The sequence below is a fragment of the Massilia sp. Masssp93 genome (assembly GCF_059491295.1).
Map to the genome: position 1 here is coordinate 5,455,159 of NZ_CP168502.1, position 25,198 is coordinate 5,480,356.

A 25,198-nucleotide genomic window follows, 5' to 3' on the forward strand; every position below is an offset into this window, starting at 1 on the left:
CGGGATGCTCTCCGAATTCGATCTCATCAAACGCTACTTCCAGCGCGACCGCGCTTGCGGCCCGAACACCGTCCTCGGCGTCGGCGACGACTGCGCCCTGCTCGCGCCCACGCCCGGCAAGCTGCTGGCCATTTCGTCCGACATGCTGGTCGAGGACCGCCATTTCTTTGCCGGCGCCGACCCGTTCCTGCTGGCCCACAAATGCCTGGCCGTGAACCTGTCCGACCTGGCCGCGATGGGCGCCAGGCCGCTCGGTTTCACGCTCGCGCTGGCGCTGCCGGCGGCCGAGCCGGACTGGCTCGACGGCTTTTCGCGCGGCCTGTTCGCGCTGGCCGACGCCCACGGCTGCGAACTGCTGGGCGGCGACACGACCAAGGGCCCGCTGAACATCTGCATCACGATCTTCGGCGAACTGGCGCCGGCCCAGGCATTGCGGCGCGACGCCGCGCGCGCGGGCGACGACATCTGGATCTCCGGCACGCTGGGCGACGCGCGCCTGTGGCTGGCCGCGCGCCGCAGCGAAGTCGCACTGGACGCCGCCGACCACGCCGCGACCGGCCAGCGCATGCACGCGCCGACGCCGCGCGTGGCGCTCGGGCGCCTGCTGGCCGAAGGCGGCCTCGCGCACGCCGCGCTCGACATCTCGGACGGCCTCGTGGGCGACTTGAAGCACATCCTCGCCGCGTCGCGCGTGGGCGCCGTGCTGGACGTCGACGCGCTGCCGGCCGGCCCCGCGCTGGCGCGCCAGCCGCGCGCCCTGCGCCGCCGCTTCGCCGCGGCGGGCGGGGACGATTACGAACTGTGCTTCACGGCGCCGGTAGAGAAGCGCGACGCGATTCGCGCGGCCGGAGAAGCCAGCGCGACGGCGGTCACGCGCGTCGGCACGATCACGGCCGAACCGGGCCTGCGGCTCGTCGATGCCGACGGCGCGGCGCTCGATTTGCAGCTGGCCGGCTGGGATCATTTCAGCCCGGGCTGACTGCCGCGCGGGCTCGGGGAGCCCGCCCTACGGCTCGGATTATTTCAGCACGATCACGCCGCTTCTTCATCCCCGCGCGGCGTCTTGCGATCATCGTACGGCCCGTGCGTGAGCCAGTACTGGCGGAACGCGAGCCGCACGTTGTCGCGCAGTTCCGTGTCGTTCCACGGCTTCGTGTAGAAGCGGTAGATCGCGCCCCGGTTGATCGAATCGAGCACCGTCTCCACGCCCGTGTAGCCGGACAGGATGATGCGCATCGTGTCCGGATACATCTCCTTGACCTTGCTGAGGAATTCGGTGCCGTTCATCGCCGGCATGCGCTGGTCGCACAGGATCACCTGCACGCGGTACAGCGCCAGCAGTTCGAAGCCCTCGGCCGGTGACCTGTGCCCGTTGCAGAAGATGGCCTAAAAAGTTGAGAACGAGGATATCTCGTTACGAATTATGCTATTGAGAAAGTAAATTTTTAGTCCGTGACAATTGATGAGATTCAGAATAAATCTCAGAAGTACATTAACGTCATATTTACGAATTGCCCAAGAAGGACTGGGCTGACGAGCCAAATCGCACGGGAACGATATTAGTTATTTTTCTTTAACCCAGCCGGCAGAAAATTGCTTGGATATGCGGTCAAGTTTGTATTTTCGATTAGTTAACCTGACATTATTTTTTTCAAGGCTATCATGCGCCATAATCTTGCGTTCCTGCTGGTTGCGTCCATTTTACCGACGATCGCTTGCGCCGCCTCATCCGGCCCATCATGCGACTTGGTGGACCGCGAAGCACTCGTCGCGCTCAAGCTGGAAAATTCCACGTCAAAAGCAGAACACAAGGACACATCGGAAACGAAAGGCGAGGCAAACTCGGGCGTTAACACATGCACCATCACCGCCCGGAACTCACCGTTGCCGTCTCTCATTGTGGCGACCACGACGCTTCCGCAGGGTGCAAAGACGGTCAAGCCTTCCTGCAAATGGCAATCGATTCCTGGAGTCAGCATGGACCTCGGCATTTGCAACGCAACCGTCAACCATACGTTCATATCGTTCGCCCTGACGACGAAAACCACGCCCGATAAAACCACGCTCCCATTACAAGTCGAACGGCTGGTCAATCGCCTTTCCGCGGCTGACTCGAACCGAACGCCAAGTCAGTAAAAAGGATCATCGCGGCAGGCACACGTGATCAACGCAAGCAAAATGATGCGTTATGACGGGTTGCGACACCACTCCAGCCAGCACATGATGGCGCTGCAGTTCGCGCCCATCGTCGACATGTCTCGCACCAGGAAATTCTTCACGCGATGGGCACGGATGGCAGTCGGCCCGGATCGGTTCCCCCGTCACGCCGCTTCTTCGTCCCCGCGCGGCGTCTTGCGATCATCGTACGGCCCGTGCGTAAGCCAGTACTGGCGGAACGCGAGCCGCACGTTGTCGCGCAATTCCGTGTCGTTCCACGGCTTCGTGTAGAAGCGGTAGATCGCGCCCCGGTTGATCGAATCGAGCACCGTCTCCACGCCCGTGTAGCCGGACAGGATGATGCGCATCGTGTCCGGATACATCTCCTTGACCTTGCTGAGGAATTCGGTGCCGTTCATCGCCGGCATGCGCTGGTCGCACAGGATCACCTGCACGCGGTACAGCGCCAACAGTTCGAAGCCCTCGGCCGGCGACGCGGCCGTCAGCACGCGGTAGTTGTCGCGCCTGAACAGGCGGTGCAACGTGGCCAGCACGTTGACGTCGTCGTCCACCACGAGCAGCGTCTGGACGTTGCGGTCGTCCTCCGCCGGCCGCGTGGGCTGGGAACGGTTTTCCAGGACCAGCCGCGCCAGGTCGACGGGGGCAAGCGCGCGCGAAAAATGGAAGCCCTGGATCTCGTCGCAGCGGTGGCGGCGCAGCAGCGCCATCTGGGCGCGCGATTCCACGCCTTCCGCGATCACCTGCATGTGCAGGCTGTGCGCCATGCTGATGATGGCCAGCGCGATCGCGGCGTCGTCCGGATTCGTCGTGATGTCGCGCACGAACGCGATGTCGATCTTGAGCTTGTCGATCGGGAAGCGCTTGAGGTACGCGAGGCTCGAATAGCCGGTGCCGAAATCGTCGATGGCGACGCGGATGCCGAGCAGCTTCAGGCGCTCCAGCACCTGCACCGTGTGTTCGAAGTTCGACATCAGCGCGCTCTCGGTCAGTTCCAGTTCGAGCAGGCCCGGGTCCACGCGATGGTGTTCCAGCGCGGCGCGGATGTCGCCTTCCAGGTCGCCCTCGACGAACTGGCGGCTCGACACGTTGACGGCCACGCGCACGTCGCGCACGCCCTCCGCATTCCACGCGGCGATCTGGCGGCAGGCCTCGCCGAGGATCCACGCGCCCACGCGCACGACCATGCCCGTGTCTTCCAGGATGGGGACGAATTCGGCCGGGTACACGAGGCCCACGCCGGGACGGCGCCAGCGCAGCAGCGCCTCCACGCCGCTCACGCGGCCCGTGTTCAGGTCCAGCTTGGGCTGGTAGTGCAGCTCGAACTGGCTGTCGTCGACGGCGCCGCGCAGCGCGACTTCGAGGTCCAGCCGCGCCAGCACCTGCACGTTCATCCCGGCCGTGAAGAAGCGGTAGCCGTCGCGGCCGGCCTCCTTGGCGCGCACCATCGCCACGTCGGCGTACTTGACGAGCGTGCCCGGGTCGGTGGCATCGTCCGGGTACATCGCGATGCCGATGCTGGCCGTCAGCACGGCCTGCTGGCCGTTCAGGTCGAACGGCGCGCGCAGCGCCTCGCGCACCTCGTTGGCCACGCTCACGGCCTCGTCCTCGGTCTGCTCGCGCGTCATCGTGAGGATCAGCGCGAACTCGTCGCCGCCCAGGCGCCCGATCGTGTCGCGCAGGCGCACGCAGCGCACGAGCCGCGTGCTGAACTGGCGCAGCAGTTCGTCGCCCAGCGCGGGGCCGAGCGAGTCGTTGACGATCTTGAAGCGGTCGAGCGTGATGAACAGGACGGCGATGCGCCAGTTCTTGTCCTGCGCGAGTTCGATGGCATCGCGCAGCGTGTGGAAGAACAGGCTGCGGTTCGGCAGGCCGGTCAGGCTGTCGTAGTTCGACATGTGCTTGAGGCGCTGCGCGGCCTGCAGGCGCTCGCTGATGTCGCGCGCGACGGCGATCAGGATGCGGGTGTGGTCCGACGACTGCAGCTGCCAGCTGATCTCGACCGGCACCGCGCCCTGCCCGTCCGAGCGCAGCAGCTCGGTCTCGACGATGTCGTGCTCGCGCGACGTGGATGCCGGGTCGGCATAGCGTTCCAGCTGCGCGCGTTCGGCCAGGCCCAGCGCGACCGGGTCGATGCGCAGCAGCGCCTCGCGCGAAAAACCCAGCATGCGGCAGGCGCCGTCGCTGACGTCGACCATCGCCATCGTGCGCGCGTCGACGAGGAAGATGGCGTCGGTCGTCGCATCCATCGCGCCGCGGAAACGCTGCAGTTCGGCCGTCCGCTCGCGCACCTTGCGCTCCATGCGCGCGCCGTAGTCGCGCGACTCCTGGTGGAACAGGCGCACTTCGAGCAGGTTGCGGATGCGCGTCAGCACCTCGACGGTGTCGAACGGCTTGCCGATGAAGTCGCGCGCGCCCGCTTCCAGCGCGGCCAGCTTCTTGTCCGGCTCCGCCGTCACCACGAGCACGGGCAGCCACGATTCGCGCTCCATCGGTTTCAGCGCCTCCATCACCTGGAAGCCGTCCATGTGCGGCATCTGCAGGTCGAGGATGATCAGGTCGTAGCGGTGCTGCAGGTGCAGCGCGGCGACCTGGCGCGGATCGGTGGTGCTGGCGACGTTCTCGTAGCCGCTCGTCTTGAGCAGGAATTCGAGCAACTGCACGTTCACCGGCTCGTCGTCGACGACGAGGATGTGCGCGCGGCGGATGTCGTTGGGCGAAATCATGGGGTGGTCCTCACTCGGGCTGCCTGTGCTCGGCGGGGCGCTGCGCCAGCACGCCGTCGATGGCCTCGTTGAACTGGCCGATGTCGATCGGCTTGGTCAGGTAACGCACGAAACCGACCGCCAGCGCGCGCTCGATGTCGGCGCGCATGGCGTTGGCGGACACCGCGACGACGGGAATCCGCGCCGTCTCGGGTTCGCGGCGCAGTTGCGCCAGGACCTCGAACCCGGAGAGGCCCGGCAGGTTCAGGTCCATCAGGATGATGTCGGGCCGCTGGCTGCGCGCGAGCGACAGGCCGAAATGGCCGTCCGGCGCGCTCACGAGGCGCAGGTCGGGCCGGAAGCGCACGATCTCCTGCACCAGTTTCAGGTTGGCCGGATTGTCCTCGATGTACAGGACGGTGGACGGCCGTGCCGGCGCATCGCCCTCGTCCGCCGCGGCCGCGGCGCGCGCGGCCGGCGCTGCGGCGGGCGCGGCGCCGCCCGCATCGGCGCAGGCCAGCTCGATCCAGAACACGCTGCCGACGCCCGGGCTGCTGGTGACGCCGATCTCGCCGCCCATCAGCTCGACGAGACGGCGCGTCACGACCAGGCCGATGCCGGTTCCTTCCTGCGTGCCGGTTTCCTGGCCGAGGCGATTGAAAGGCTGGAACAGGCCGGCCACCTGCTCGGGCGACAGGCCCATGCCCGTGTCCTGCACGGACAGGCGCAGGCGCTGCGGCGCCGGCTGCGCGCAATCGACGACGACGGCCCCGCCCTCGCGGTTGTACTTGACCGCGTTCGACAACAGGTTCAGGAGCACCTGCTTCAGGCGGGTGCGGTCGGCCTGCACGCGCACCGCGGGCGCCTGCGGGAACAGGACCCGCACCCCGCGCGCGGCCGCCAGCGGCGCGATCATGCCCTGGCATTCGTCCAGCACCTCGGCCAGCAGCACCGGTTCCATTGATAGGCTCAAGGCCCCCGCCTCCACCTTGGCCAGGTCGAGGATCTCGTTGATCAGGGTGAGCAGGTGGCGGCCCGACTTGAGGATGTGGCCCGCGAATTCCTTTTTCTGGTCGAGCGTCGTCGGCATGTTGTCGGCCGCGAGGATCTGGGCGAAGCCGAGGATGGCGTTGAGCGGCGTGCGCAGCTCGTGGCTCATCGACGACAGGAACGCGGACTTGGCCTGGTTGGCGTTGCGCGCTTCCTCGATCGCCAGCTCCAGTTCCGAGTTGGCCAGTTCCAGCTGGGCCGTGCGTTCCTGCACGCGCGCTTCGAGCCGTTCGTTCAGGCGCACGATCTCGCTGTTCGAGTCTTCCAGCGCGCGCGTCCGCTGCTCGATCTCGGTCAGCATGGCGTTGAAGGAATCGACGAGTTCCGCCGCCTCGTCCTCGCTGATGCGCGGCGCGCGCCGCGAATAGTCGCGCCGCGCCACGACTTCGCGCGCGATGTTCGTGATGGCGTCGATGGGCGTCGTGATCGTGTGGCCCAGGCGGCGCACGAGCAGCCACGCGATGAACAGCGCCAGCACCGTCACGCAGGCGCAGATCACGAGGTAGTCGCGCATCCGTTCCATCATCTGGTTCTGCGAGCGCAGGTAGACGGTGCCGAGCAGTTCGCCGTTCTCGCTGATCGGCTTGTACAGCACCAGGTCCTCGCCGCTGCCGACATAGGTTTCCTTGCCGCCGGCATGCACCAGCCGGCCGCCCTGCGCCGGACGCACGGGGAACGCGCCGGTCTCGCCGGGCGCCACGTAGGTCGCGAACAGCGTGCCCTTCTCGTCGTAGATGGCGGCCGCGCGCACCGACGGCCGGCTGCGCAGCAGGGCCAGGTTCTCGCGCGCCAGGCGCGCATCGTCGAAGGCCAGCGCGGCCGACGTCATGTGGCCCACCAGTTCCGCCTGCGTCGCGAGGTCGTTCAGCAGCGCGCTCTTGTAGCTGCGCAGGTCGTAGGCGACGACGGTGCCCACCGAGACGGCCAATGCCGCGAGCGTCGTCGACATCACGATCGTGACGAGCTTTTCGCGGATCGAGCGGCGCGGGCGGATCATGCTTGTCACCACGCCGCCAGCGCCAGCAGGCGCGCGCTGACGCGCAGCTGCGCGGCCGTCGCCTCGAGCCGGTCGACGCGCGGCCGCAGGTGCGTGCCGTCCGCCACCAGCCCGACCACGCAGCCGCGTCCGGGCGCGCCGTCGCAGACCGTCAGCACGGGCTGGCTGCGCACGGCATCCAGCAAGCGGCCGCGCGCGGGCGAGGCGGCCATGAACAGCACGTGCGGCAGGGCATGCGGATCGAGATGGCGATCGATGCGCACGACCGCCAGCGGCCGGCCGTGCACGAGGCGTCCGTCCATGAAGCGCGCGGCTTCGGCGGCCAGCGCGTCGTCGCCGGCGACGCCGACCAGGAGCGGCGCGCCGGCGCGCGCGAACGCGGCGTCCGGCCAGCCGACGAACGTGGCGACACGGTAGATATAGGCCGCCTTGAGCTTGCGCTCAGGGGTGGCCGGGAGGTCGGGCCGGGCCTGGGCGGCACCCGCGAGGATCAGCAGGCACAGCACCGCCTGGCGGGACGGGCGCGCGGCTGCGAGGGACAGCGCCATCACGGGTATGCCGGCCCCGGATGGTCATGCGCGAAACGGTCGAGCGGCATGCAAGGTCCTGGTTCGGTCAATAACAACGGTGCGGGCGCGCCCGCACGGCCAGCCCGCAAGACGGGCAGGATAGCAGCACGGCCGAGGGTAATGTCGCACGGAACGAGCAACTTCATTAACGCCGATAAATACAATGACATTTGTAAGGACGGCCCCGCATCGGGCAAGCATGGCTTTTCGTTAAGATTCCGACGCCGCACGCCGGGAAGGCGCGCTAGAATGGACGCGAGCGCGCAGCGGATCATTTCACGCCCGGCACACGGGGCGCGCCCGCGAAAGATCCTGGAGACCCTGGCGGCCCTCTGCGGCCGCCGTTACAAGGAGGAGCGACACGTGACGAACGACATCATCGACCTGGCCACCCGTGTGGGCCGGGCACTCGAAGCCAAGGGCCTGCTGCTGGCCACCGCCGAATCCTGCACGGGCGGCGGCGTCTCCCAGGCCATCACGGAAATCCCCGGCTCGACCGGCTGGTTCGAATGCGGCTTCGTGACGTATTCGAACGCCTCCAAGACGGAGATGCTGGACGTGTCGGCCGCGCTGATCGCGCAATTCGGTTCCGTCAGCGAGGAAGTCGCGGGCGCCATGGCCGAAGGCGCGGTCGCCAACAGCAATGCCCACGTAGCGGTGTCGACGACCGGCATCGCCGGCCCCACCGGCGCCGTCCCCGGCAAGCCCGTGGGCACGGTGTGCTTCGGCTGGTCGAAGGGCGATACCACGTACACGGAGCGCCTCGTGTTCTCCGGCGACCGCCACGCGGTGCGCGAGCAGACCGTGGCGCACGCGCTGGCCGGCCTGTTGCGCCTGCTCGAGTAAGGATGGCGCGCCTGCAGATGCGTGCCGCGGCCGCGCTCGCGGCATTCGTTTCCGCGAGCGCGCTCGCCGCGGGCGTGGACCCGGGCATCACCGTGTACGCCGCCGGCGACATCGCGCGCTGCGCCTACCCTGACCCGGCGTATTCGGTCGCGGCCGAGACAGCCGCCACCGTCGCCGCCGGGCTCGCGCAGGATCCGCGGGCCGTCGTGCTGGCGCTGGGCGACCTGACCTATCCGGTCGGCGCCGCGAAGGAATTCTCCGACTGCTATGCGCCGACGTGGGGCCGCTTCAAGGACCGCACCTGGCCCGCGCCCGGCAACCACGAGTACTACACGCCGGGCGCCAAACCCTATTTCGCGTACTGGGGCGCGCGGGCCGGCCGCGGCTACTACAGCTTCGAGCTGGGCACCTGGCACGTCATCTCCCTGGACAGCAACCTGGCCCCGGCCCAGCACGCGGCCCAGCTGGACTGGCTGCGCGCCGACCTGGCGCGCCACCCGGCCCGCTGCACGCTCGCGTACTGGCACCATCCGCTGTACAGTTCGGGCGGCCATGGCAGCGTCCCGAAGATGCGCGACGCCTGGAAGCTGCTGTACGACGCCGGCGCCGAGCTGGTGCTGTCCGGCCACGACCACGACTACGAACGCTTCGCCCCGCAGGATGCGGACGGCCGGCTCGATGCGGCGCGCGGCATCCGCCAGTTCGTCGTCGGCACGGGCGGCGCGTATCCGACCCCGTTCCTGCTGACCGTCGCGCACAGCGAGGTCCGCGACAGCAACCGCACCGGCGTGCTGCGCCTGCAGCTGTACGCGGGCGGCTACGGCTGGGAATTCGTCGAGTCGACGCGGCTGTCGTCTTTCGGCGTCGCGCCGCCCGACCGGGGCAGCGCCGCCTGTCACTAAAAAAACGGAGCCCGCATGAACCGCCTCCTGTCCTTTGTCCCCCTGCTGCTGGTCCTCGCGGGGCCGGCGGCGGGGCAGGCACAACCCGCGCCGGCGGCAGCGGCCGCGCCGCAGGTCCGCTACGACAAGACCACGCTGCCCAACGGCCTGGAGGTGATCCTCGTCGAAGACCACCGCCTGCCCATCGTGGCCGTCAACATCTGGTATCACGTCGGCCCCGCCAACGAGGCGCCGGGCCTGACCGGCTTCGCCCACCTGTTCGAGCACATGATGTTCGCCGGGACCCGGCACCTGCCGCGCGGCCTGGCCGACCGCCTGCTGGAAGGCGCCGGCGCCACCGACAGCAACGGCAGCACGGACTACGACCGCACCAATTACTACGACACCGTGCCCTCGAACCAGCTCGAACTCGCGCTGTGGGTGCACGCCGACCGCATGGGCTACCTCCTCGACGTGCTCGACCAGGCCGCGCTGTCGAACCAGCAGGACGTCGTGCGCAACGAGCGGCGCCAGAGCGTCGAGAACCGGCCGTACGGCATCGTCGAGGAAGCGTTGAACCACGCGCTGTTCCCGAAGACCCACCCGTATTACGCGGCCGTCATCGGCTCCCACGCCGACATCCAGAACGCGAAGCTGGCCGACGTGCGCGACTTTTTCAAACGCTACTACGGCCCGAACAACGCCAGCATCGTGATCGCCGGCGACATCGACAAGACCAGGACGCGCGCCCTCGTCGCCAAGTACTTCGGCAGCTTCAAACGCAGCGCGTCGGTGGCGCACCCGCGCGTGGCCACGCCCCCGATCACGCGCGAACGCCGCATCACGGTCGCGGACCGCGTCGAGCTGCCGCGCGTGTACATCGCGTGGCTCACGCCGCCCGCGTTCCAGCCGGGCGACGCCGAACTGGAAGTGACGGCGCAGATCCTCGCCGGCGGCAAGGCGAGCCGCCTGTACAAATCGCTCGTGTACGAACGCCAGATCGCGCAGGAGGCATCGGCCGCGCAGAACTCGAATGCGCTCACGTCCACCTTCATCGTCGACGCCACCGCGCGCCCGGGCCACGACGCGGCCGAACTGGAGGCGGCGCTCGACGGTGAACTGAAAGCGCTGCGCGACACCGGACCGTCCGAGCAGGAAGTCGAACGCGCCCGCAACACGATCGAGACCGCGATGCTGACGTCGATCGAAAAGCTGGGCGGCACCGGCCTCGCGAACCAGATCAACCAGTACAACCAGTACACGGGCGACCCCGGCTATCTGCCGAAAGACATCGAACGCCTGCGCCGCGTCAGCGCGGCCGACGTGCGCCGCGTGGCACAAGCCTACCTGCAGCCGAACGCGCGCGTGATCGTCGCCGGCGTGCCGGGCAAGCCCGACCTCGGGCCCGACGTCCCGGCGCGGGCGCCGCCCAAGGCATCCGGCGCGGGCCCCACCGCCGGCATCAACCGCGACGAACCGTGGCGCCGCACGCCGCCGAAACCGGGGCCGGCGCCGCGCTTCACGCTGCCGCAGGGAGAGTCGTTCAAGCTGCCGAACGGCCTGACCGTCATCTTCCATCCGAATCCGGCGCTGCCGCTCGTGGCGGCGGAACTGGTCGTGAAAAGCGGCTCCGGCGCCAACCCGTCCGACCAGCCGGGCCTCGCCGGCTACACGGCGCAGATGCTGGAAGAAGGCACGGCCACGCGCAGCGCGCCGCGCATCGCCGACGAAATCGCCCAGCTGGGCGCCTTCCTCGGCAGCACTGCGTCGCCCGACGCGTCGACGGTGTCGCTGCTGGCGTTGCGTTCCACGTTCCCGCAGGCGCTGGACGTGCTGGCCGACGTCGTGCAGCACCCCGCCTTTCCCACCGCCGAAGTCGAGCGCCAGCGCGCCGCGCGCCTGGGCGAACTCACGCAGCAGCGCGACGATCCGGCACGGGTCGCGGCCGTCGCCGCGGCCGGCGCGCTGTACGGACCCGACCACCCCTACGGCTACGGCCAGCTCGGCACGGAGCAGGCGATCCGCGCCACGACGCGCGAAGACCTCGTGCGCTTCTGGCGCCGCCACTACCTGCCCGGCAACGCGGCCCTCGTCGTCTCCGGCGACATCACGCTGGAGGCGCTGCGCGCGCTGGCGACGGCACGCTTCGGCGGCTGGGAGCGCGCCGACGCGGCCGTGTCGGCGGTCGACGATCCTGCCGGCAGCAAGGCGCGCCTCGTCGTCGTCGACAAGCCCGGCGCCCCGCAGACGGCGCTGCGCGTCACGACCATCGCGGCCGCGCGCAGGACGCCCGACTACCCGGCCATGCAGGTCATGAACGCGGCGCTGGGCGGCCTGTTCTCGAGCCGCATCAACCTCAACCTGCGCGAAGAGAAGGGCTACAGCTACGGCGTGTTTTCCGACTTCCGCTACCACCGCACGCCGGGCCCGTTCGCCATCGCCGGCAGCGTGCGCACGGATGTCACGGGCCCCTCCGTCGCCGAGATTCTCAAGGAAGTGAACGGCATGCGCGACAAGCCGCTGCCGGGGCCCGAACTGGCGGGTGCGCGCGACTCGCAGGTGTACTCGCTGCCGGGCCAGTTCGAGACGAACAGCGGCATCGGTGCGAGCCTGGCCGAGACGTACGTGTTCGACCTGCCGGCCGATTACTGGCGCGCCCTGCCCGACCGGTTCCGTGCCGTCACCGCGGCCCAGGTGCAGGCGGCGGCGCAGAAATACGTCAGGCCGGACCAGCTGAAGGTCATCGCCGTGGGGGACCGTGCGGCGATCCTGCCGCAGCTGCAAAAGCTCGGGCTGGGAACGCCGGAGCTGCGCGATGCGGACGGACAGCTCCCGTAGGGTGAACGGCTATACCGCACGGTTCGCGTCATGCATGCGTGTACGCCGTCCACCCAACCGTCGCATTTATAGCCCCGGCCGCAATCGTCTCTTGCCTCCGCCACGCCCGTGCGTTTAACATGTGAACAGTTCTTCACACGTTAAGCATGAGCATCCCACCCGACATCGACAATGCCGTCGACGAACTCGCCGACCTGTTCCACCTGCTGGGCGACCCCACGCGGCTGCGCATCGTGCTCGCCTGCCTGGCGCAGCCGACCGCCGTGGGCGATATCGCCGCCGCGCTGAACCTGTCCAGTTCGCTGGTCAGCCACCACCTGCGCCTGCTGCGTGCGGCCCGCATCGTCAAGGCCGAGCGCCAGGGCAAGCAGGTGTTCTATGCGGCCGCCGATGCCCACATCAGCGGACTGCTCGCCAACATGTTCGAACACATCACCGAACCGATCGCCGAATCAACTACCGGACTGGACGCATGAGTCACCATCATTCCCACGGCCATGACCACGGCCACCATCACCATCATCCGACACCGGACGGCAACGGCCGCGCGTTCGGCATTGCGATCGCCCTGAACACGGCCTTCGTCGCCATCGAATTCGTCTACGGCTTCATCGCCAACTCGACGGCGCTGATGGCCGACGCCGGCCACAACCTGTCCGACGTGCTGGGCCTCGGCCTCGCCTGGGGCGCCGCCCTGCTCACCAGGAGCGCGCCGACGCGCCGCTTCACATACGGCCTGCGCGGCACGTCGATCCTCGCCGCCCTCGCCAACGCCCTGCTGCTGATGGTAGCCTGCGGCGCCATCGCCTGGGAAGCCGTGCACCGCGTCGCCCATCCGGAACCGGTGGCCGGCACGACGGTTTCCATCGTGGCGCTGATCGGCGTGCTGATCAACGGCTTCTCGGCCTGGCTGTTCGTGGCCGGCAGCAAGGACGACATCAACGTGCGCGGCGCCTACCAGCACATGGCGGCCGATGCCGTACTGTCGCTGGGCGTGGTCATCTCAGGCGTCGTCATCATCTACACAGGCTGGACGTGGCTCGACCCGGCCGTCAGCCTCGTGCTCGTCGTCGTGATCGTCGCGGGCACGTGGTCGCTGCTGAAGGAATCGATCCAGATGGTGCTGGCGGGTGTGCCGGACAGCGTCGACGCGACGGGCGTGACGGCCTTCCTGGCCGCGCAACCCGGCGTGACCGAAGTGCACGACGTCCACATCTGGGCGATGAGCACGACGGAGACGGCCCTCACGGCCCACCTCGTGATGCCGGCCGGCTATCCGGGCGATGCGGCCATCGACGACATCGTCGGCCACCTGCGCGAGGATTTCTCCATCCACCATTGCACGCTGCAGGTGGAGCAAGGGACGACCCAGCACAGCAGTTGCTGCCTGCAAGACGGGCTGGAGGCGCATGCGCATGCGCATGACGACCATGACCATGATCACCACGACCACGATCATCACGATCACGATCACGATCACAAGCACGACCACGCGCACTGAGCATCGTTAATGCGTCGTCCCCGCGGAGGCGGGGACCCAATCTTGCCGGCATCTCGACGACGCAGGTAGAACTTGGGTCCCCGCCTTGCGCAGGGACGACGTATTGATAAGCTTACGAACGTTCAACCCGCCAGGTTCGCATACAACGCCGTACTCAGATACCGCTCGCCGAACGAGGGAATGATGGTGACGATCAGCTTGCCCGCATTCTCCGGCCGCCTGGCGACCTGGATCGCGGCCCACAACGCGGCGCCGGACGAGATGCCGACCAGCAGCCCTTCCTCGCGCGCGGCCGCGCGGGCCGTCTCGAAGGCGTCGTCGTTCTTGACGGCGATGACTTCGTCGTAGCTGTGCGTGTTCAGCACTTCCGGGATGAAGCCGGCGCCGAGGCCCTGGATCGGGTGCGGGCCTTTCGTGCCCTTGGACAGGATGGGCGACGCGTCCGGTTCCACGGCGATGGCCTGGAACGACGGCTTGCGTGCCTTGATCACTTCGGCCACGCCCGTGATGGTGCCGCCCGTGCCGACGCCGGCCACGAGGATGTCGACCTTGCCGTCCGTGTCGCGCCAGATTTCCTCGGCCGTCGTGCGGCGGTGGACGTCCGGATTGGCCGGGTTGTTGAACTGCTGCGGCATGAAGCAGTTCGGGTCGGACGCCACGATTTCCTCGGCGCGGCGGATCGCGCCCAGCATGCCTTCCGGCCCCGGCGTGAGCACCAGTTCGGCGCCGTACGCGCGCAGCAGCATGCGCCGCTCGTTGCTCATCGTCTCGGGCATGACGAGGCGGCAGCGGTAGCCGCGCGCCGCGCACACCATCGCCAGCGCGATGCCCGTGTTGCCGCTGGTGGCTTCGACGATGATGGTGTTCGGGCCGATCCGGCCGGACTGCTCGGCCGCCTCGATCATGGCCAGGCCGATCCGGTCCTTCACGCTGTGTGCCGGATTGTAGAACTCGAGCTTGGCGGCGATGTCCGCGCCGGCGCCCTGCGCCATGCGGCGGATCCGCACCAAGGGGGTATTGCCGATCAGTTCCGTCACGTCGTTCGCGATGCGCATGCAGGTCTCCCGGTTGAGTGATGAGTTGGACTTACTTGACCTTCAGCAGTTCCACGTCGAAGATCAGATCGGAGTCCGGCGGGATCGAACCGCCGCCGGCGCCGCGTTTGCCGTAGGCGAGTTCGCTCGGGATGATCAGGGTGCGCTTGCCGCCCACCTTCATGCCCTGCACGCCCTGCTCCCAGCCCTTGATGACCTGGCGCGCGCCGAGCTGGAACTCGAGCGGTTCGCGGCCCGCATCCAGCGACGAATCGAACTTGTGGCCACGCTGCCTGGCGGCCAGCGGCTTGTAGAACCAGCCCGTGTAATTGACGACGACCGTGCTGCCGTACGTCGCTTCGGCGCCCTTGCCGATCACGTGGTCGATGACCTGCACCTGCGGGCCTTGCGGGGCCTGGGCTGCGGGGGCCGGGTTGACGGGATTGTTCGGGTTGGCGGGGGCGGCGGCGTTGGCGGTGGCCTGGGCCGGGTCCTTGGGACCGGGCAGGCCGTTGCCGGCCTGGGATGCGTCCTGCGCGTTGGCGGCGGCAGCCGCCAGCAGCAGGCCTGCGAGGGCGATACGACGGATCATGGAGCCTCTTTCACGAATCAGTAAAAAAACTGATTCTATGATAGCAAGGCCTCCTCCGGTTGCCCAGCATCGACGGATTCGGTTACAAGTATGGGTTCGGCAACCGGCTGCGGCGCCGGCACGGCCGCATGCGCCTGCTCCGCCAGCCTGCGCAGCAGATGGCCGGCCGCGACCATGCCGAACGTCGCGGTGACGACCATGCTCGAGCCGAACCCGGCGCAGTTCAGGCCCGTGATGCTGTTGGCGTCGACGTCGCAGGCGTCGCCGGATTCCGGATAGCGCAGCGGTTCCATCGAGAACACGGCGTCGATGTGGTACTTGTTCTTTTCGCCGCGCGCGAAACCATAGCGGGCCCGCAGGATCTTGCGCACTTTCTTGAGCAGCGGTTCCTGCTCGGTGCGGGCAAGGTCGCGCACCTCGATCTTGGTCGGATCGAGCTGGCCGCCGGCGCCGCCGATGACGACCAGCGGGATCGCGTGTTCGCTGCAGTAGGCGATCAGCGCGGCCTTGGCCTTGACGCTGTCGATGGCGTCGACGACGTAGTCGAAACGGTGCGTCCCGATCATCTGCGGGATATTGTCCGGATCGATGAAGTCTTCGACGAGCTCGACTTCGCAGTACGGATTGATGAGCGCGATACGCTGTTTCAGCGCTTCGATCTTGGGCATGCCGACCGTGGTCGACAGTGCCTGGATCTGGCGGTTGATGTTGGATTCGGCCACGTTGTCGAGGTCGATGAGCGTGAGGCGGCCGACGGCGCTGCGCGCCAGCGCTTCGACGATCCAGGAGCCGACGCCGCCGACGCCGACCACGCAAACGTGCGCCGCACGGAAGCGTTCCAGTGCACGCTCGCCGTAGAGGCGGGCAATGCCGCCGAAGCGGCGGCGGAAGTCGACGTCATCGAGGAGAGAGGTGGAAATCGTAGTCATCATCCAGCCATTTTACCGGACGGAATGGCGCTCCTTGCTCTAAAATAACTTTCAGTCAATCAAAAATTGGGCCGCATCCTGCGTGTCCACAACAGCGACCATGAACAACCTTCTTTCCGACCCCGCGCCCGATTTCGACCAGCCCGTTGCCGTCCTCAAGCATTGCCACGGACGCATCCGCAAGCAGCTGGCCACGCTGGAAAAACTGCTGGGCCATCTGCCGGAACACGGTGCCGACGAGCAGGCGCGCCAGGCGGCGACGGCCGTGCTGAAATACTTCGACAAGGCCGCCCACCTGCACCACGAGGACGAGGAACAGGACCTGCTGCCGATGCTGCTCGCCGTCGCCCAGGGCGAGGATGCGGCCACGCTGCAGGCACTGGCGCCCGTGATCCTGCAGGAACACAAGGAGATGGACGGGATGTGGCAAGACCTGCACGAACAGCTGGCGGCCATCGCGGACGGCAGCGGCACGCAGCTGTCCGCCTCCATCGTCCGCCGCTTCGTGCAGAGCTACCAGGGCCACATGGAACGCGAGGAAGGCATCGTGGCGCCGATGGCGCTGCGCCTGTTCGGACCGGACCAGATGGCGCGCCTGGGCGGGGCCATGCGCCGGCGCCGCGGCCTCGACGCTCCGGCCGCGCCGGACATCGGCGAACGCGTGGCCGACCTGCGCAAGGATTACGGCCAGGCCCGGCTCGACGAGGACGACGTGGCCGCCGATCCGATCGTCCAGTTCACGCGCTGGTTCGAGGAAGCGCTCAAGGCCGAGGTGAACGAACCGAACGCGATGAGCGTGGCCACCGTCGGCGACGACGGGCGTCCGACGTCGCGCATCGTGCTGGTCAAGCAGTTCGATGCGCGCGGTTTTACCTGGTATACGAACTACGCGAGCCAGAAAGGAAAGCAACTGGAAAGCAAGCCTTTTGCAGCTCTGCTATTCTTCTGGAGTGAACTTGAACGGCAAGTGCGAATCGAAGGCAGAGTCGAGCGTACCAGTGCCGACGAAAGCGATAAGTATTTCAACAGCCGGCCCCTGAAAAGCCGGCTGTCGGCGATCGCGTCCGAGCAAAGCGAACCGATCGCGAACCGTGCCGCCCTCGAACAACATTACGAGGCAGTGGCGCGTCAATATGGCGAAGCACCGCCACGGCCACAGCATTGGGGCGGTTTTCGCCTGGTGCCGGAACGGATCGAGTTCTGGCAGGGGCGGCGTTCACGCTTCCACGACCGCATCGTCTACACGCGGCAGGAAGACGGACTTTGGACGCGGCAACGTTTGCAACCCTGAACCGGCGCGTCCGGTTCGGGACTAGCCGGAGATACGCGTGTTCGACCAGATGAAGCTTTCCGCCTGGACTTCAGGCATTCGCAGCAAGTTCAACCTGCCCCTGCGCGTGGAATTGTGGAACGGCGCGCAGGTCGACCTGTCGTCCGACCACCAGCCGCGCGTGAAGATCCGCGTGCCCAACCCGGGCGGGCTGCGCTACCTGCTGGCGCCGTCGCTGGGGAACCTGGGCGAAGCCTATGTCGAAGGTGCGCTCGAGATCGAAGGGCGCGCGGCCGACATGATCCAGGTGGGCTCCGCCCTCGCGGAAACGACGGGCAAGCCGGCGCGCACGAGCCGTGTCGCCAGCGCCGCCCTGCGCCTCGTCTCGCCGCATACGCGCGAGAAAGATGCCGAGGCCATCCGCTACCACTACGACGTCTCCAACGAGTTCTACAGCCTGTTCCTCGACCCGGCGATGGTGTATTCCTGCGCCTATTTCGAGAACGGCGACGAAGACCTGGCCACCGCGCAGCAAAAGAAGATCGACCACATCCTCACCAAGATCGGCGTGCAGCCGGGCCAGACGCTGCTCGACATCGGCTGCGGCTGGGGCGCCCTGGTCATCCGCGCGGCCACAAAGTTCGGCGCGCGCTGCGTGGGCGTCACGCTGTCCGAACGCCAGTGCGAGCTGGCGCGCGAGCGCGTGGCCCGTGCCGGCCTGCAGGACCGCATCGACATCCGCCTGCAGGACTACCGCGACGTCGACGGCCAGTTCGACCGCATCACGAGCGTCGGCATGTTCGAGCACGTGGGCGTGGAGCACCTGCCGGAGTACTTCAGCCGGGTCAACAGGCTGCTGGCACCGGGCGGCGTCGTGATGAACCACGGCATCACCACGGCGGACGTCGAGCAGCGCAACAGCCCGTACGGCGGCGGCGAGTTCATCGACAAATACGTGTTCCCGCACGGCGAGCTGGCGCACCTGTCGACCGTCATCCGCACCATGCAGGAAGGCGGCCTCGAGGTGCGCGACGTGGAAAACCTGCGCCGCCACTACGCCCGCACGTGCGCGCTGTGGACCGAGAATTTCGAGAACAACGCCGAGCGCATCCAGGCGACGTGCGATCCGAAGACCTTCCGCATCTGGCACGTCTACCTGGCCGGCTGCGCCTACGGCTTCGCGCACGACTGGATCAGCCTGTACCAGATCGTGTGCGGCAAGGCGGGACAGGAACCGGCGCAGATCCCGTGGTCGCGGCGCTACATGTATCCGTGACCGGCGGGCACGGGGTGCGGCAACTTATTTGACGCGCTCCGTGAACGTCTTGCGGAACTTGGCCACCTTCGGCGCCACGACGAAGGCGCAATACCCCTGCAACGGATGCTGGGCGAAATAATTCTGGTGGTAATCCTCGGCCTTGTACCACTGCTCGGCCGGCAGCACCTGCGTGACGATCGGCGCATCCCACACGGCGGCCATCTCGGCCATCACCTTGCGCGCCGTCGCCTCCTGTTCCGGCGACGTGAAGAAGATGACGGACCGGTATTGCGTGCCGACGTCGTTGCCCTGGCGATTGAGCGTCGTCGGGTCGTGGATGGTGAAAAAGATTTCCAGGATGTCGCGATAGCCGATCACGTTCGGATCGAACTCCAGCTTCACCACTTCGGCGTGGCCCGTCGTGCCCGCGCATACCTGCTCGTAGGTCGGGGCGGGGGTCTCGCCGCCCATGTAGCCCGATTCCACGCCGAGAATGCCGCGCGCTTCGAGATAGACCGCTTCCAGGCACCAGAAACACCCGCCGCCCAGGATGGCCACTTCGGTTGCTGATTGCTGGCTCATACTGACTCCTCGAGGGATAAATAGTTTTCCATGGCTTCACTGTAACCGAAAGTGCACTGTTGTGCAGGATCAACGAGCAGCCGGCCAGAGGGAGACAGGCCATTGGTGGCATAATGCGCGGATGAACACCAGCTCACCTCGCGCTACCACGCGCGGTTTCGATTCCGCCCATTTCCGCCAGGCCCTGTCCCAATTCGCGACCGGCGTTACCGTCATCACGACGCGCCTCGGCGACGGCCATTTCCGCGGCCTGACCGCATCGTCCTTCAATTCGGTGTCGCTGGAACCGCCGCTCGTGCTGTGGAGCCTGTCGAACGTGGCCAACAGCCTGCCCATCTTCACCGGCAACTCGCACTACGTGATCAATGTCCTGTCCGCCGGGCAGGAAGAGCTGGCACGCCGGTTCTCGCGGCGCGGCCAGGACCCGTTCGAGAGCGTCGAGTACGAATTGTCGCGCACCGGCCAGCCGATCCTGAAGGGCGTCTCGGCCTGGTTCGAATGCCACAACCGCAGCCGCTATCCGGAAGGCGACCACGTGATCTTCGTGGGCGAAGTGGAAGACTGCGCCGTGCATCCGCAATCCGCGCTGCTGTTCCATGGCGGGCGCTTCGGCACGACCTGACTTGTTCGTTTAAAAATGAAAATGGCTGTCGCAGTTTGAAAAGATGCGGCAAGGCGGCCTTCCTATAATGGCTCGGTCCGGGCGGCCTACCCGTTCGCCCGGCGTCCGCCATTCGACCATTCGACAAGAATATTCTGAGACAGGAGTCCCATGAGCCGTTCCGATACGCCCCGCAAAGCCCATTTTCACTGGGATGATCCGCTGCTGCTGAACGAGCAGCTGCTCGACGAGGAGCGCATGGTGCGCGACGCCGCCGCGGCCTATTGCCAGGACAAGCTGCTGCCGCGCGTCCTGGACGCCTTCCGCAACGAAACCACCGACGCCGCCATCTTCCGCGAGATGGGCGAACTCGGCCTGCTGGGCCCGACCATCCCCGAGCAATACGGCGGCCCCGGCCTGAACTACGTCAGCTACGGCCTGATCGCGCGCGAAGTCGAGCGCGTCGATTCCGGCTACCGCTCGATGATGAGCGTGCAGTCGTCGCTCGTGATGGTGCCGATCTACGAGTTCGGCAACGAAGAGACGAAGCAGAAATACCTGCCGAAACTCGCGACCGGCGAATGGATCGGCTGCTTCGGTCTGACCGAGCCGAACCACGGCTCCGACCCGGGCTCGATGGTCACGCGCGCGCGCAAGGTCGACGGCGGCTACTCGCTCTCCGGCTCGAAGATGTGGATCACGAACTCGCCGATCGCCGACGTGTTCGTCGTCTGGGCTAAAGATGACGAGGGCAAGATCCGCGGCTTCGTGCTGGAAAAGGGCTGGAAGGGCCTGTCGGCGCCCGCCATCCACGGCAAGGTCGGCCTGCGCGCCTCGATCACGGGCGAGATCGTGATGGACGAGGTGTTCTGCCCCGAAGAAAACGCCTTCCCGGAAGTGCGCGGCCTGAAGGGTCCGTTCACCTGCCTGAACTCGGCCCGCTACGGCATCGCCTGGGGCGCGCTCGGCGCGGCCGAAGACTGCTGGCACCGTGCCCGCCAGTACGTGCTGGACCGCAAACAGTTCGGCAAGCCGCTGGCCGCCAACCAGCTGATCCAGAAGAAGCTGGCCGACATGCAGACGGAAATCACGCTGGGCCTGCAGGGCGTGCTGCGCCTGGGCCGCATGAAGGATGAAGGCACGGCCGCGGTCGAGATCACGTCGATCATGAAGCGCAATTCCTGCGGCAAGTCGCTGGACATCGCGCGCATGGCCCGCGACATGATGGGTGGCAACGGCATCAGCGACGAGTTCGGCGTTGCGCGTCACCTCGTCAATCTGGAAGTCGTCAACACGTATGAGGGTACGCATGACATCCACGCGCTGATCCTGGGTCGTGCCCAGACGGGGATCGCGGCGTTTTGAATGTTTGGTGGGCTCGGGGAGCCCACCCTACGAATACCGCAGCCGTAGGGTGGGCACCCCGTGCCCACCATGAACAACCGAAAAAAAACCGCCTCGAAGGGCGGTTTTTTTATTGCGCGGAAACCCGTCAGAACTTGTAGCCCAGCGTCAGCACGGTCGAGTTCGGGTCCAGCTTCATGTGCTGGCCCTGGTGCGTCGAGAAGTGCACGTCGGTACGCAGACGGGTCTTCACGAGCGCGGCGTTGAGGAACCATTTCTGGTTGAAGTTCCAGACGGCGCCGATCTGGCCCGACACGGTCCACTTGTTGTCGATGCTGAACGTCGTCGCCGGGCCGCCCGGGTTCGTCAGCGCGGTCATGCGGAACGAGCCGGTTTCCTTGTAGAAGTAGGCATAGGTCACGCCCAGGCCGACGTAAGGACGGAAGGCCGAGGTCGGCTGGAAGAAACGGTATTGCACGAACGCGGTCGGCGGCAAGGCTTGCACCGTGCCCAGCTCGCCCGTGCCGGCGATGGCGCCGGCGCCATACAGGCTGTGCTTGTACGGGGTCGCAAAGGTGAATTCGCCGGTGATGTTGTCGGTGATGCCGTAGTTGACCACGATCACCGGTTCGGTGTCCTTGCCGACGTCGCCCAGCGAGTTGGGGAGGGCCGGGGCGGTGATCGCGCCGCTTTCGACGTGCGGGGTGATCTGGGTGGCGCCGACCGACACGGCCCACTGCCCCTTGGCCTGTGCCGCGGCGCTGCCGGCCACGGCCAGCGCGCCCGCGGCAACCAGCAGTTTCACGACGTTGGAACTTACTTTCATGTTATCTCCTGATTCTTATGGTTGGCCTGTCCGCGCGGACAGGCCTGTCGTGAGGATTACAGCCAGCCCTTCGTAGCCATCTGTTCGAGGACGTAGCGCGCGATCAGCCAGTTCTCGAACGGGGTCGGGTGCACGTCGTCGGCGAACATGTAGTGGCTGACGTCGCCGGCGATCACGTTCTTCGCGTTGCAGACGAGCGACGTCGTGCCCAGTGCGTTCGGGCCGCAGGCCGGGGTCGACGTGTTCGTCAGGCCGTACGGGGCCGGGTTGATGACTTCGTCGTGGCTGACGCTCCACAGGTCGACGTACAGGACCTTGGGTTCGGTCGCGACACCGGCCTTGAGCTGGGCGTTGAACGCGTCGACGGCCGTCTTGATCAGGGCCTGGACGGCGGCCGGCTGCGATTTGCCCGACGGCGTCGAAGCCACGTCCGGCAGGTTGTTCACGACGACGTAGTTCGCGCCCTTGGCGAGGATCTGCGTCTTGACGAGGGCCGCCAGCTGGGCACCTGCGGTCCCCATCGCGGTGACGACGCCCGCTGCGTTGGCGGTCAGGTAGTCGGCGCCCGCTTTCTGGCCGGCGGCCGTCGCGTCGGCCTGGGCCTTGACGACCATCGGACCATACACGGTGGCCTGGGCGGCCGCGGTGTTGCCGGCCATGACGGCCGCGGTGACGGCGGCTTGCACGACGGACGTGTCCGTGTGGCCGGCACGCGCCGCTTCCGTCTGGATCGCGAGGCCGATGGCCTGAGCGGCCGTGGCCGGGTTCGTCGCACCGGCGGCCAGCTGCGTCGTCAGCGAAACGGCAAACGCTTGCGAGCCGGCGGCGGTGCCGGCGGCGGTGGCGCTGGCCGACAGTTGGCCCATCAGGAACAGGATGTCATTGCCGCCGGCCAGGACCGTCACCAGCTCGGTGCCGCTGAACTTGCCGCCGGTCTTGGCCAGGTGGTTCGCGATCTGCGTCACCACCGGCACGGTCGTCTGGCCCAGCGGCGAGCCGGCGGCCGCGTTGCCGGGGCCGACCGGATTCGTCACGCGCGAGCCGCCCTGCGCATAGTTGAGGCAGTTGGTGTTGAACGTGACGGGCACGGAGAAGCCCTTGGTCGCGTCGCCTTGCAGGCCCGTCTGGGCCGGGCACGGTGCCGGCAGGTTCAGCTGGGCTGCGACGAATTCGGTCCAGTTCTTGCCCGTCAGGTCCGGGCTGATCGCCGTGTTGTCGCCGTTGATCGTGAACTTGCCACCGCCCAGTGCCTTCACGCCGCCGACGGCATAGGTGCCGACGTCCGACAGGCTGTCGCCGAACGATACCTGGGCGCTGAACTTGGTTCCCGGGGTTTGATCGCCGCCGCGGGGGCTGGTGCTGCTGCCGCCGCAGGCCGACAGGACAGCAGCGGTCACCAGTGCGAGCGCGAATGAGGTCTTACGCATTGTGTCTCCTAAAGAAATTTTTCTTCTGCAACGAACGGCCGTGCTATTCGTGTATTAACTAATATGCCAGTGTTCAGCATCGTTGTATAGAGAAAACCTTTGTCGTACGCCGGCAACAACAGCTGGTTTTTTTCCGGTAGAGACGAGGCCGGCAGCGGCCGATTATAGCAACGCTGCCAGCCTGTTTTTGACTCAATGTGACAATGTTGACTGAAAATAATCGCGCGTCGCCGCCATGCAGAATGGGGCCACGAGGCCGGCGTGGTAAGTAGACGACACGGCATCGTCGCCCGAGGCCGCGCGCAGGATCGCCTTGGCGGCCACGAAGCCCGCCTTGGCCGAGCGGTACGGGTCGTTCAGGCCGGGCGTGTCGTCGATGTCCAGCAGGGTGATGTTGCTGCCGCGCGCACTGAAATAGCTCGCCGCCGCCGTCGCGTTAAAGAACGGCACGACGGGATCGGCATGGCCGCCGCACAGCATCGTCGGCGCGCCCGGCATATAGCTGCGCAGGTCGTTGCGCACGAGCCATTTGCGCAGGTTGTGGGCCGGAGCACAGGCCAGCGGCGCGGTCGCGCTCTGGTCGCACGGGTGGGATGCCAGGTCGGCCAGGTAGCCGTTGCGGTAATCCGTGCGGATCAGGTTGTTGGCGCCGAAATATTGCGTATAGCCGGCCGCCTGCGGCTGCGAATTCGCGGCGAACAGTGCCGTGGCGGGCAGCTTGCCCTGGTCGACGAGATCGCTGCTGCCGAGGCTGCCCGGCACCAGGTCGGCGATCGTGGCGGCATACGGGGCCTCGTAGATGTCGGACGGCGTCGTGTACAGCGCCGCGCTGGCGTGCTGGCCGGCGTTGACGATCATCGGCACGATCACGGTGGCGCCGTTGCGCGGCGCGCCGCCGAACAGGTCGTCGCCGAAACGGGCGAGCGCGTACGGACCCGACATGCCGGACGCCGCCGTCACGTTGAACTCGTTCGTGCCCAGGTCCTGCATGGCGCGCTGCGTGGCCAGCGCCACATAGCCGCCCTGCGAATAACCGGTGACCATCAGCTTGCCCGAATCCTTCGCGCCGATCGCCGTGAACGAGGTGCGCGCGGCGCGCAGGGCGTCGATCATGTCGGCGGCCTGCGCGACGCGGTCGAGATACGGGTGATAGCCGAGCGAGGAGCCGCTGTAGCCCGTGTAGTTCGGCGCCACGACGATGAAGCCCTGCGCCGCGAACACGGCCGCCGCCAGGCGGGCTTCCGTGTTGTTGGCGATGTCGGCCATGTCGTAGGATTTCTGCAGCGAGGTGCCGTGCGCATACAGCACGACGGGACGCGAGTTGCTGCACGAGTTGCCGCCGCCCGTGGGCACGAAGACGGCGGCGCTGCCGTCCGTCGCTTCGCCGGCGCCGCCGACGGTGTTGTAGTGCACGCGGTACACGGACACCGAGCACTGCGGCTGGCCCGCGACGGCGAGGGTGCCCTGCTGTGCGGCTTCGAGGAAGCCGGCCAGCACGGTGGGGGTCAAGGTGGGCAGGCTGGCGCCGCCGATATTGACGGCCACGGAGGCCGCCTGGCCCACGAGGCTGCCGCGGGCCGGGAGGGGCAGCGGATCGGGATTGACGACGCCGGTCGGCGTGCCGCCGGCGGTGGTGCCGCCGCTGCAAGCGGCAAGCAGATAGCCCAGCCCGAGGCTGCAGGCCAGGGTGAATAGGGAACGCATGGATGTCCTTCGACTGACGGATGACTAAAACGGCAAGCGCCGGCGCGCATCGGTGGACAACGAATGGCG

The 25,198-nt window shown here is 67.2% G+C and carries 21 protein-coding genes and 1 pseudogene; 11 read left to right on the forward strand and 11 right to left on the reverse strand.

From position 1 onward, the window contains the following. Positions 1-4: 4 nt before the first annotated feature. On the forward strand, positions 5-979 hold the full coding sequence (gene thiL / locus ACEN9Q_RS22655) for a thiamine-phosphate kinase (RefSeq protein ID WP_495626115.1): 975 nt from the start codon (positions 5-7) through the stop codon (positions 977-979). A gap of 53 nt (positions 980-1,032) precedes the next feature. Here the strand turns inward: thiL and ACEN9Q_RS22660 are convergent. Continuing rightward, positions 1,033-1,362 (reverse strand): annotated as a pseudogene (locus ACEN9Q_RS22660) (response regulator); the annotation flags it as partial. A 300-nt stretch (positions 1,363-1,662) separates the two neighbouring features. Between ACEN9Q_RS22660 and ACEN9Q_RS22665 the strand changes: the two are divergent. Further along, positions 1,663-2,136, forward strand: coding sequence for a hypothetical protein (locus ACEN9Q_RS22665; protein WP_495626116.1), 474 nt, complete (start codon positions 1,663-1,665; stop codon positions 2,134-2,136). A 185-nt stretch (positions 2,137-2,321) separates the two neighbouring features. On the opposite strand, the gene ACEN9Q_RS22670 is transcribed toward ACEN9Q_RS22665, so the two are convergent. From ACEN9Q_RS22670 to ACEN9Q_RS22680, 3 genes are read right to left on the reverse strand one after another with little or no spacing between them, the layout of a single operon-like run. Beyond that, a complete protein-coding gene (locus tag ACEN9Q_RS22670; protein WP_495626117.1) occupies positions 2,322-4,901 on the reverse strand; it encodes an EAL domain-containing protein in 2,580 nt (859 codons plus the stop codon). A 10-nt stretch (positions 4,902-4,911) separates the two neighbouring features. Beyond that, positions 4,912-6,927 (reverse strand): sensor histidine kinase, YfiR-like protein-associated, encoded by a 2,016-nt coding sequence (locus tag ACEN9Q_RS22675; protein WP_495626118.1) that lies wholly within the window; start codon positions 6,925-6,927, stop codon positions 4,912-4,914. Between the two features lie 5 nt (positions 6,928-6,932). Beyond that, complete coding sequence (locus ACEN9Q_RS22680; RefSeq protein WP_495626119.1) at positions 6,933-7,475, reverse strand: YfiR family protein; 543 nt, start codon at positions 7,473-7,475, stop codon at positions 6,933-6,935. Positions 7,476-7,859: 384 nt separating this feature from the next. Between ACEN9Q_RS22680 and ACEN9Q_RS22685 the strand changes: the two genes are divergently transcribed. From ACEN9Q_RS22685 to ACEN9Q_RS22705, 5 genes are all read left to right on the forward strand, one after another. After that, positions 7,860-8,342, forward strand: a complete 483-nt coding sequence (locus ACEN9Q_RS22685) for a CinA family protein (protein ID WP_056450157.1) — start codon at positions 7,860-7,862, stop codon at positions 8,340-8,342. Positions 8,343-8,344: 2 nt separating this feature from the next. Further along, positions 8,345-9,244: a metallophosphoesterase family protein gene (locus tag ACEN9Q_RS22690; protein WP_056449910.1), complete on the forward strand. Its 900-nt coding sequence runs from the start codon at positions 8,345-8,347 to the stop codon at positions 9,242-9,244. Positions 9,245-9,259: 15 nt separating this feature from the next. Beyond that, complete coding sequence (locus tag ACEN9Q_RS22695; RefSeq protein ID WP_495626120.1) at positions 9,260-12,061, forward strand: M16 family metallopeptidase; 2,802 nt, start codon at positions 9,260-9,262, stop codon at positions 12,059-12,061. Positions 12,062-12,207: 146 nt separating this feature from the next. Beyond that, positions 12,208-12,537 carry an ArsR/SmtB family transcription factor gene (locus tag ACEN9Q_RS22700; protein ID WP_495626121.1) on the forward strand — a complete coding sequence of 110 codons (330 nt, stop codon included), beginning with the start codon at positions 12,208-12,210 and terminating at the stop codon, positions 12,535-12,537. Then, positions 12,534-13,562 carry a cation diffusion facilitator family transporter gene (locus ACEN9Q_RS22705; RefSeq protein WP_495626122.1) on the forward strand — a complete coding sequence of 343 codons (1,029 nt, stop codon included), beginning with the start codon at positions 12,534-12,536 and terminating at the stop codon, positions 13,560-13,562. Before ACEN9Q_RS22700 ends, ACEN9Q_RS22705 begins: the two co-directional genes overlap by 4 nt. Positions 13,563-13,684: 122 nt before the next feature. Here the strand turns inward: ACEN9Q_RS22705 and cysK are convergent, their stop codons facing one another. Genes cysK through tcdA form a run of 3 tightly spaced genes read right to left on the reverse strand, consistent with a single transcriptional unit; the run spans position 13,685 to position 16,117 of the window. Beyond that, complete coding sequence (gene cysK, locus ACEN9Q_RS22710; protein ID WP_056447050.1) at positions 13,685-14,617, reverse strand: cysteine synthase A; 933 nt, start codon at positions 14,615-14,617, stop codon at positions 13,685-13,687. Positions 14,618-14,648: 31 nt separating this feature from the next. Beyond that, positions 14,649-15,188 (reverse strand): FKBP-type peptidyl-prolyl cis-trans isomerase, encoded by a 540-nt coding sequence (locus ACEN9Q_RS22715; protein WP_056447052.1) that lies wholly within the window; start codon positions 15,186-15,188, stop codon positions 14,649-14,651. A 35-nt stretch (positions 15,189-15,223) separates the two neighbouring features. After that, positions 15,224-16,117, reverse strand: coding sequence for a tRNA cyclic N6-threonylcarbamoyladenosine(37) synthase TcdA (tcdA, locus tag ACEN9Q_RS22720; protein WP_495628983.1), 894 nt, complete (start codon positions 16,115-16,117; stop codon positions 15,224-15,226). A 100-nt stretch (positions 16,118-16,217) separates the two neighbouring features. Between tcdA and pdxH the strand changes: the two genes are divergently transcribed. Both pdxH and ACEN9Q_RS22730 read left to right on the forward strand, forming a co-directional pair. Continuing rightward, on the forward strand, positions 16,218-17,408 hold the full coding sequence (pdxH, locus tag ACEN9Q_RS22725) for a pyridoxamine 5'-phosphate oxidase (RefSeq protein ID WP_495626123.1): 1,191 nt from the start codon (positions 16,218-16,220) through the stop codon (positions 17,406-17,408). A 37-nt stretch (positions 17,409-17,445) separates the two neighbouring features. After that, complete coding sequence (locus ACEN9Q_RS22730) at positions 17,446-18,663, forward strand: class I SAM-dependent methyltransferase (protein ID WP_495626124.1); 1,218 nt, start codon at positions 17,446-17,448, stop codon at positions 18,661-18,663. Between the two features lie 24 nt (positions 18,664-18,687). Here the strand turns inward: ACEN9Q_RS22730 and msrA are convergent, their stop codons facing one another. Further along, positions 18,688-19,227, reverse strand: a complete 540-nt coding sequence (msrA, locus tag ACEN9Q_RS22735; protein ID WP_495626125.1) for a peptide-methionine (S)-S-oxide reductase MsrA — start codon at positions 19,225-19,227, stop codon at positions 18,688-18,690. A 121-nt stretch (positions 19,228-19,348) separates the two neighbouring features. On the opposite strand from msrA, the gene ACEN9Q_RS22740 reads away from it, so the two are divergent. Continuing rightward, positions 19,349-19,849: a flavin reductase family protein gene (locus ACEN9Q_RS22740; protein WP_056447065.1), complete on the forward strand. Its 501-nt coding sequence runs from the start codon at positions 19,349-19,351 to the stop codon at positions 19,847-19,849. 150 nt (positions 19,850-19,999) lie between these two features. Continuing rightward, positions 20,000-21,193 (forward strand): acyl-CoA dehydrogenase, encoded by a 1,194-nt coding sequence (locus ACEN9Q_RS22745; protein ID WP_495626126.1) that lies wholly within the window; start codon positions 20,000-20,002, stop codon positions 21,191-21,193. A 127-nt stretch (positions 21,194-21,320) separates the two neighbouring features. On the opposite strand, the gene ACEN9Q_RS22750 is transcribed toward ACEN9Q_RS22745, so the two are convergent. The 3 genes from ACEN9Q_RS22750 to ACEN9Q_RS22760 form a co-directional block, all read right to left on the reverse strand. Then, positions 21,321-21,998: an OmpW/AlkL family protein gene (locus tag ACEN9Q_RS22750; RefSeq protein WP_495626127.1), complete on the reverse strand. Its 678-nt coding sequence runs from the start codon at positions 21,996-21,998 to the stop codon at positions 21,321-21,323. 56 nt (positions 21,999-22,054) lie between these two features. Next, positions 22,055-23,425, reverse strand: a complete 1,371-nt coding sequence (locus ACEN9Q_RS22755; protein ID WP_056447073.1) for an SGNH/GDSL hydrolase family protein — start codon at positions 23,423-23,425, stop codon at positions 22,055-22,057. Between the two features lie 192 nt (positions 23,426-23,617). Next, positions 23,618-25,129, reverse strand: coding sequence for an alpha/beta hydrolase family protein (locus ACEN9Q_RS22760; protein WP_495626128.1), 1,512 nt, complete (start codon positions 25,127-25,129; stop codon positions 23,618-23,620). Positions 25,130-25,198 lie beyond the last annotated feature (69 nt).

Bases quoted from the DNA above. Each gene is read 5' to 3' on its own strand.
- ACEN9Q_RS22670 (WP_495626117.1), bottom strand. From the start codon at position 4,901: ATGATTTCGCCCAACGACATCCGCCGCGCGCACATCCTCGTCGTCGAC.
- ACEN9Q_RS22740 (WP_056447065.1), top strand. From the start codon at position 19,349: ATGAACACCAGCTCACCTCGCGCTACCACGCGCGGTTTCGATTCCGCC.
- cysK (WP_056447050.1), bottom strand. From the start codon at position 14,617: ATGCGCATCGCGAACGACGTGACGGAACTGATCGGCAATACCCCCTTG.
- ACEN9Q_RS22760 (WP_495626128.1), bottom strand. From the start codon at position 25,129: ATGCGTTCCCTATTCACCCTGGCCTGCAGCCTCGGGCTGGGCTATCTG.
- ACEN9Q_RS22690 (WP_056449910.1), top strand. From the start codon at position 8,345: ATGGCGCGCCTGCAGATGCGTGCCGCGGCCGCGCTCGCGGCATTCGTT.
- tcdA (WP_495628983.1), bottom strand. From the start codon at position 16,117: ATGACTACGATTTCCACCTCTCTCCTCGATGACGTCGACTTCCGCCGC.
- ACEN9Q_RS22700 (WP_495626121.1), top strand. From the start codon at position 12,208: ATGAGCATCCCACCCGACATCGACAATGCCGTCGACGAACTCGCCGAC.
- ACEN9Q_RS22755 (WP_056447073.1), bottom strand. From the start codon at position 23,425: ATGCGTAAGACCTCATTCGCGCTCGCACTGGTGACCGCTGCTGTCCTG.
- ACEN9Q_RS22705 (WP_495626122.1), top strand. From the start codon at position 12,534: ATGAGTCACCATCATTCCCACGGCCATGACCACGGCCACCATCACCAT.
- ACEN9Q_RS22745 (WP_495626126.1), top strand. From the start codon at position 20,000: ATGAGCCGTTCCGATACGCCCCGCAAAGCCCATTTTCACTGGGATGAT.
- ACEN9Q_RS22675 (WP_495626118.1), bottom strand. From the start codon at position 6,927: ATGATCCGCCCGCGCCGCTCGATCCGCGAAAAGCTCGTCACGATCGTG.
- ACEN9Q_RS22695 (WP_495626120.1), top strand. From the start codon at position 9,260: ATGAACCGCCTCCTGTCCTTTGTCCCCCTGCTGCTGGTCCTCGCGGGG.
- ACEN9Q_RS22750 (WP_495626127.1), bottom strand. From the start codon at position 21,998: ATGAAAGTAAGTTCCAACGTCGTGAAACTGCTGGTTGCCGCGGGCGCG.
- msrA (WP_495626125.1), bottom strand. From the start codon at position 19,227: ATGAGCCAGCAATCAGCAACCGAAGTGGCCATCCTGGGCGGCGGGTGT.
- ACEN9Q_RS22665 (WP_495626116.1), top strand. From the start codon at position 1,663: ATGCGCCATAATCTTGCGTTCCTGCTGGTTGCGTCCATTTTACCGACG.
- ACEN9Q_RS22715 (WP_056447052.1), bottom strand. From the start codon at position 15,188: ATGATCCGTCGTATCGCCCTCGCAGGCCTGCTGCTGGCGGCTGCCGCC.
- ACEN9Q_RS22680 (WP_495626119.1), bottom strand. From the start codon at position 7,475: ATGGCGCTGTCCCTCGCAGCCGCGCGCCCGTCCCGCCAGGCGGTGCTG.
- pdxH (WP_495626123.1), top strand. From the start codon at position 16,218: ATGAACAACCTTCTTTCCGACCCCGCGCCCGATTTCGACCAGCCCGTT.
- thiL (WP_495626115.1), top strand. From the start codon at position 5: ATGCTCTCCGAATTCGATCTCATCAAACGCTACTTCCAGCGCGACCGC.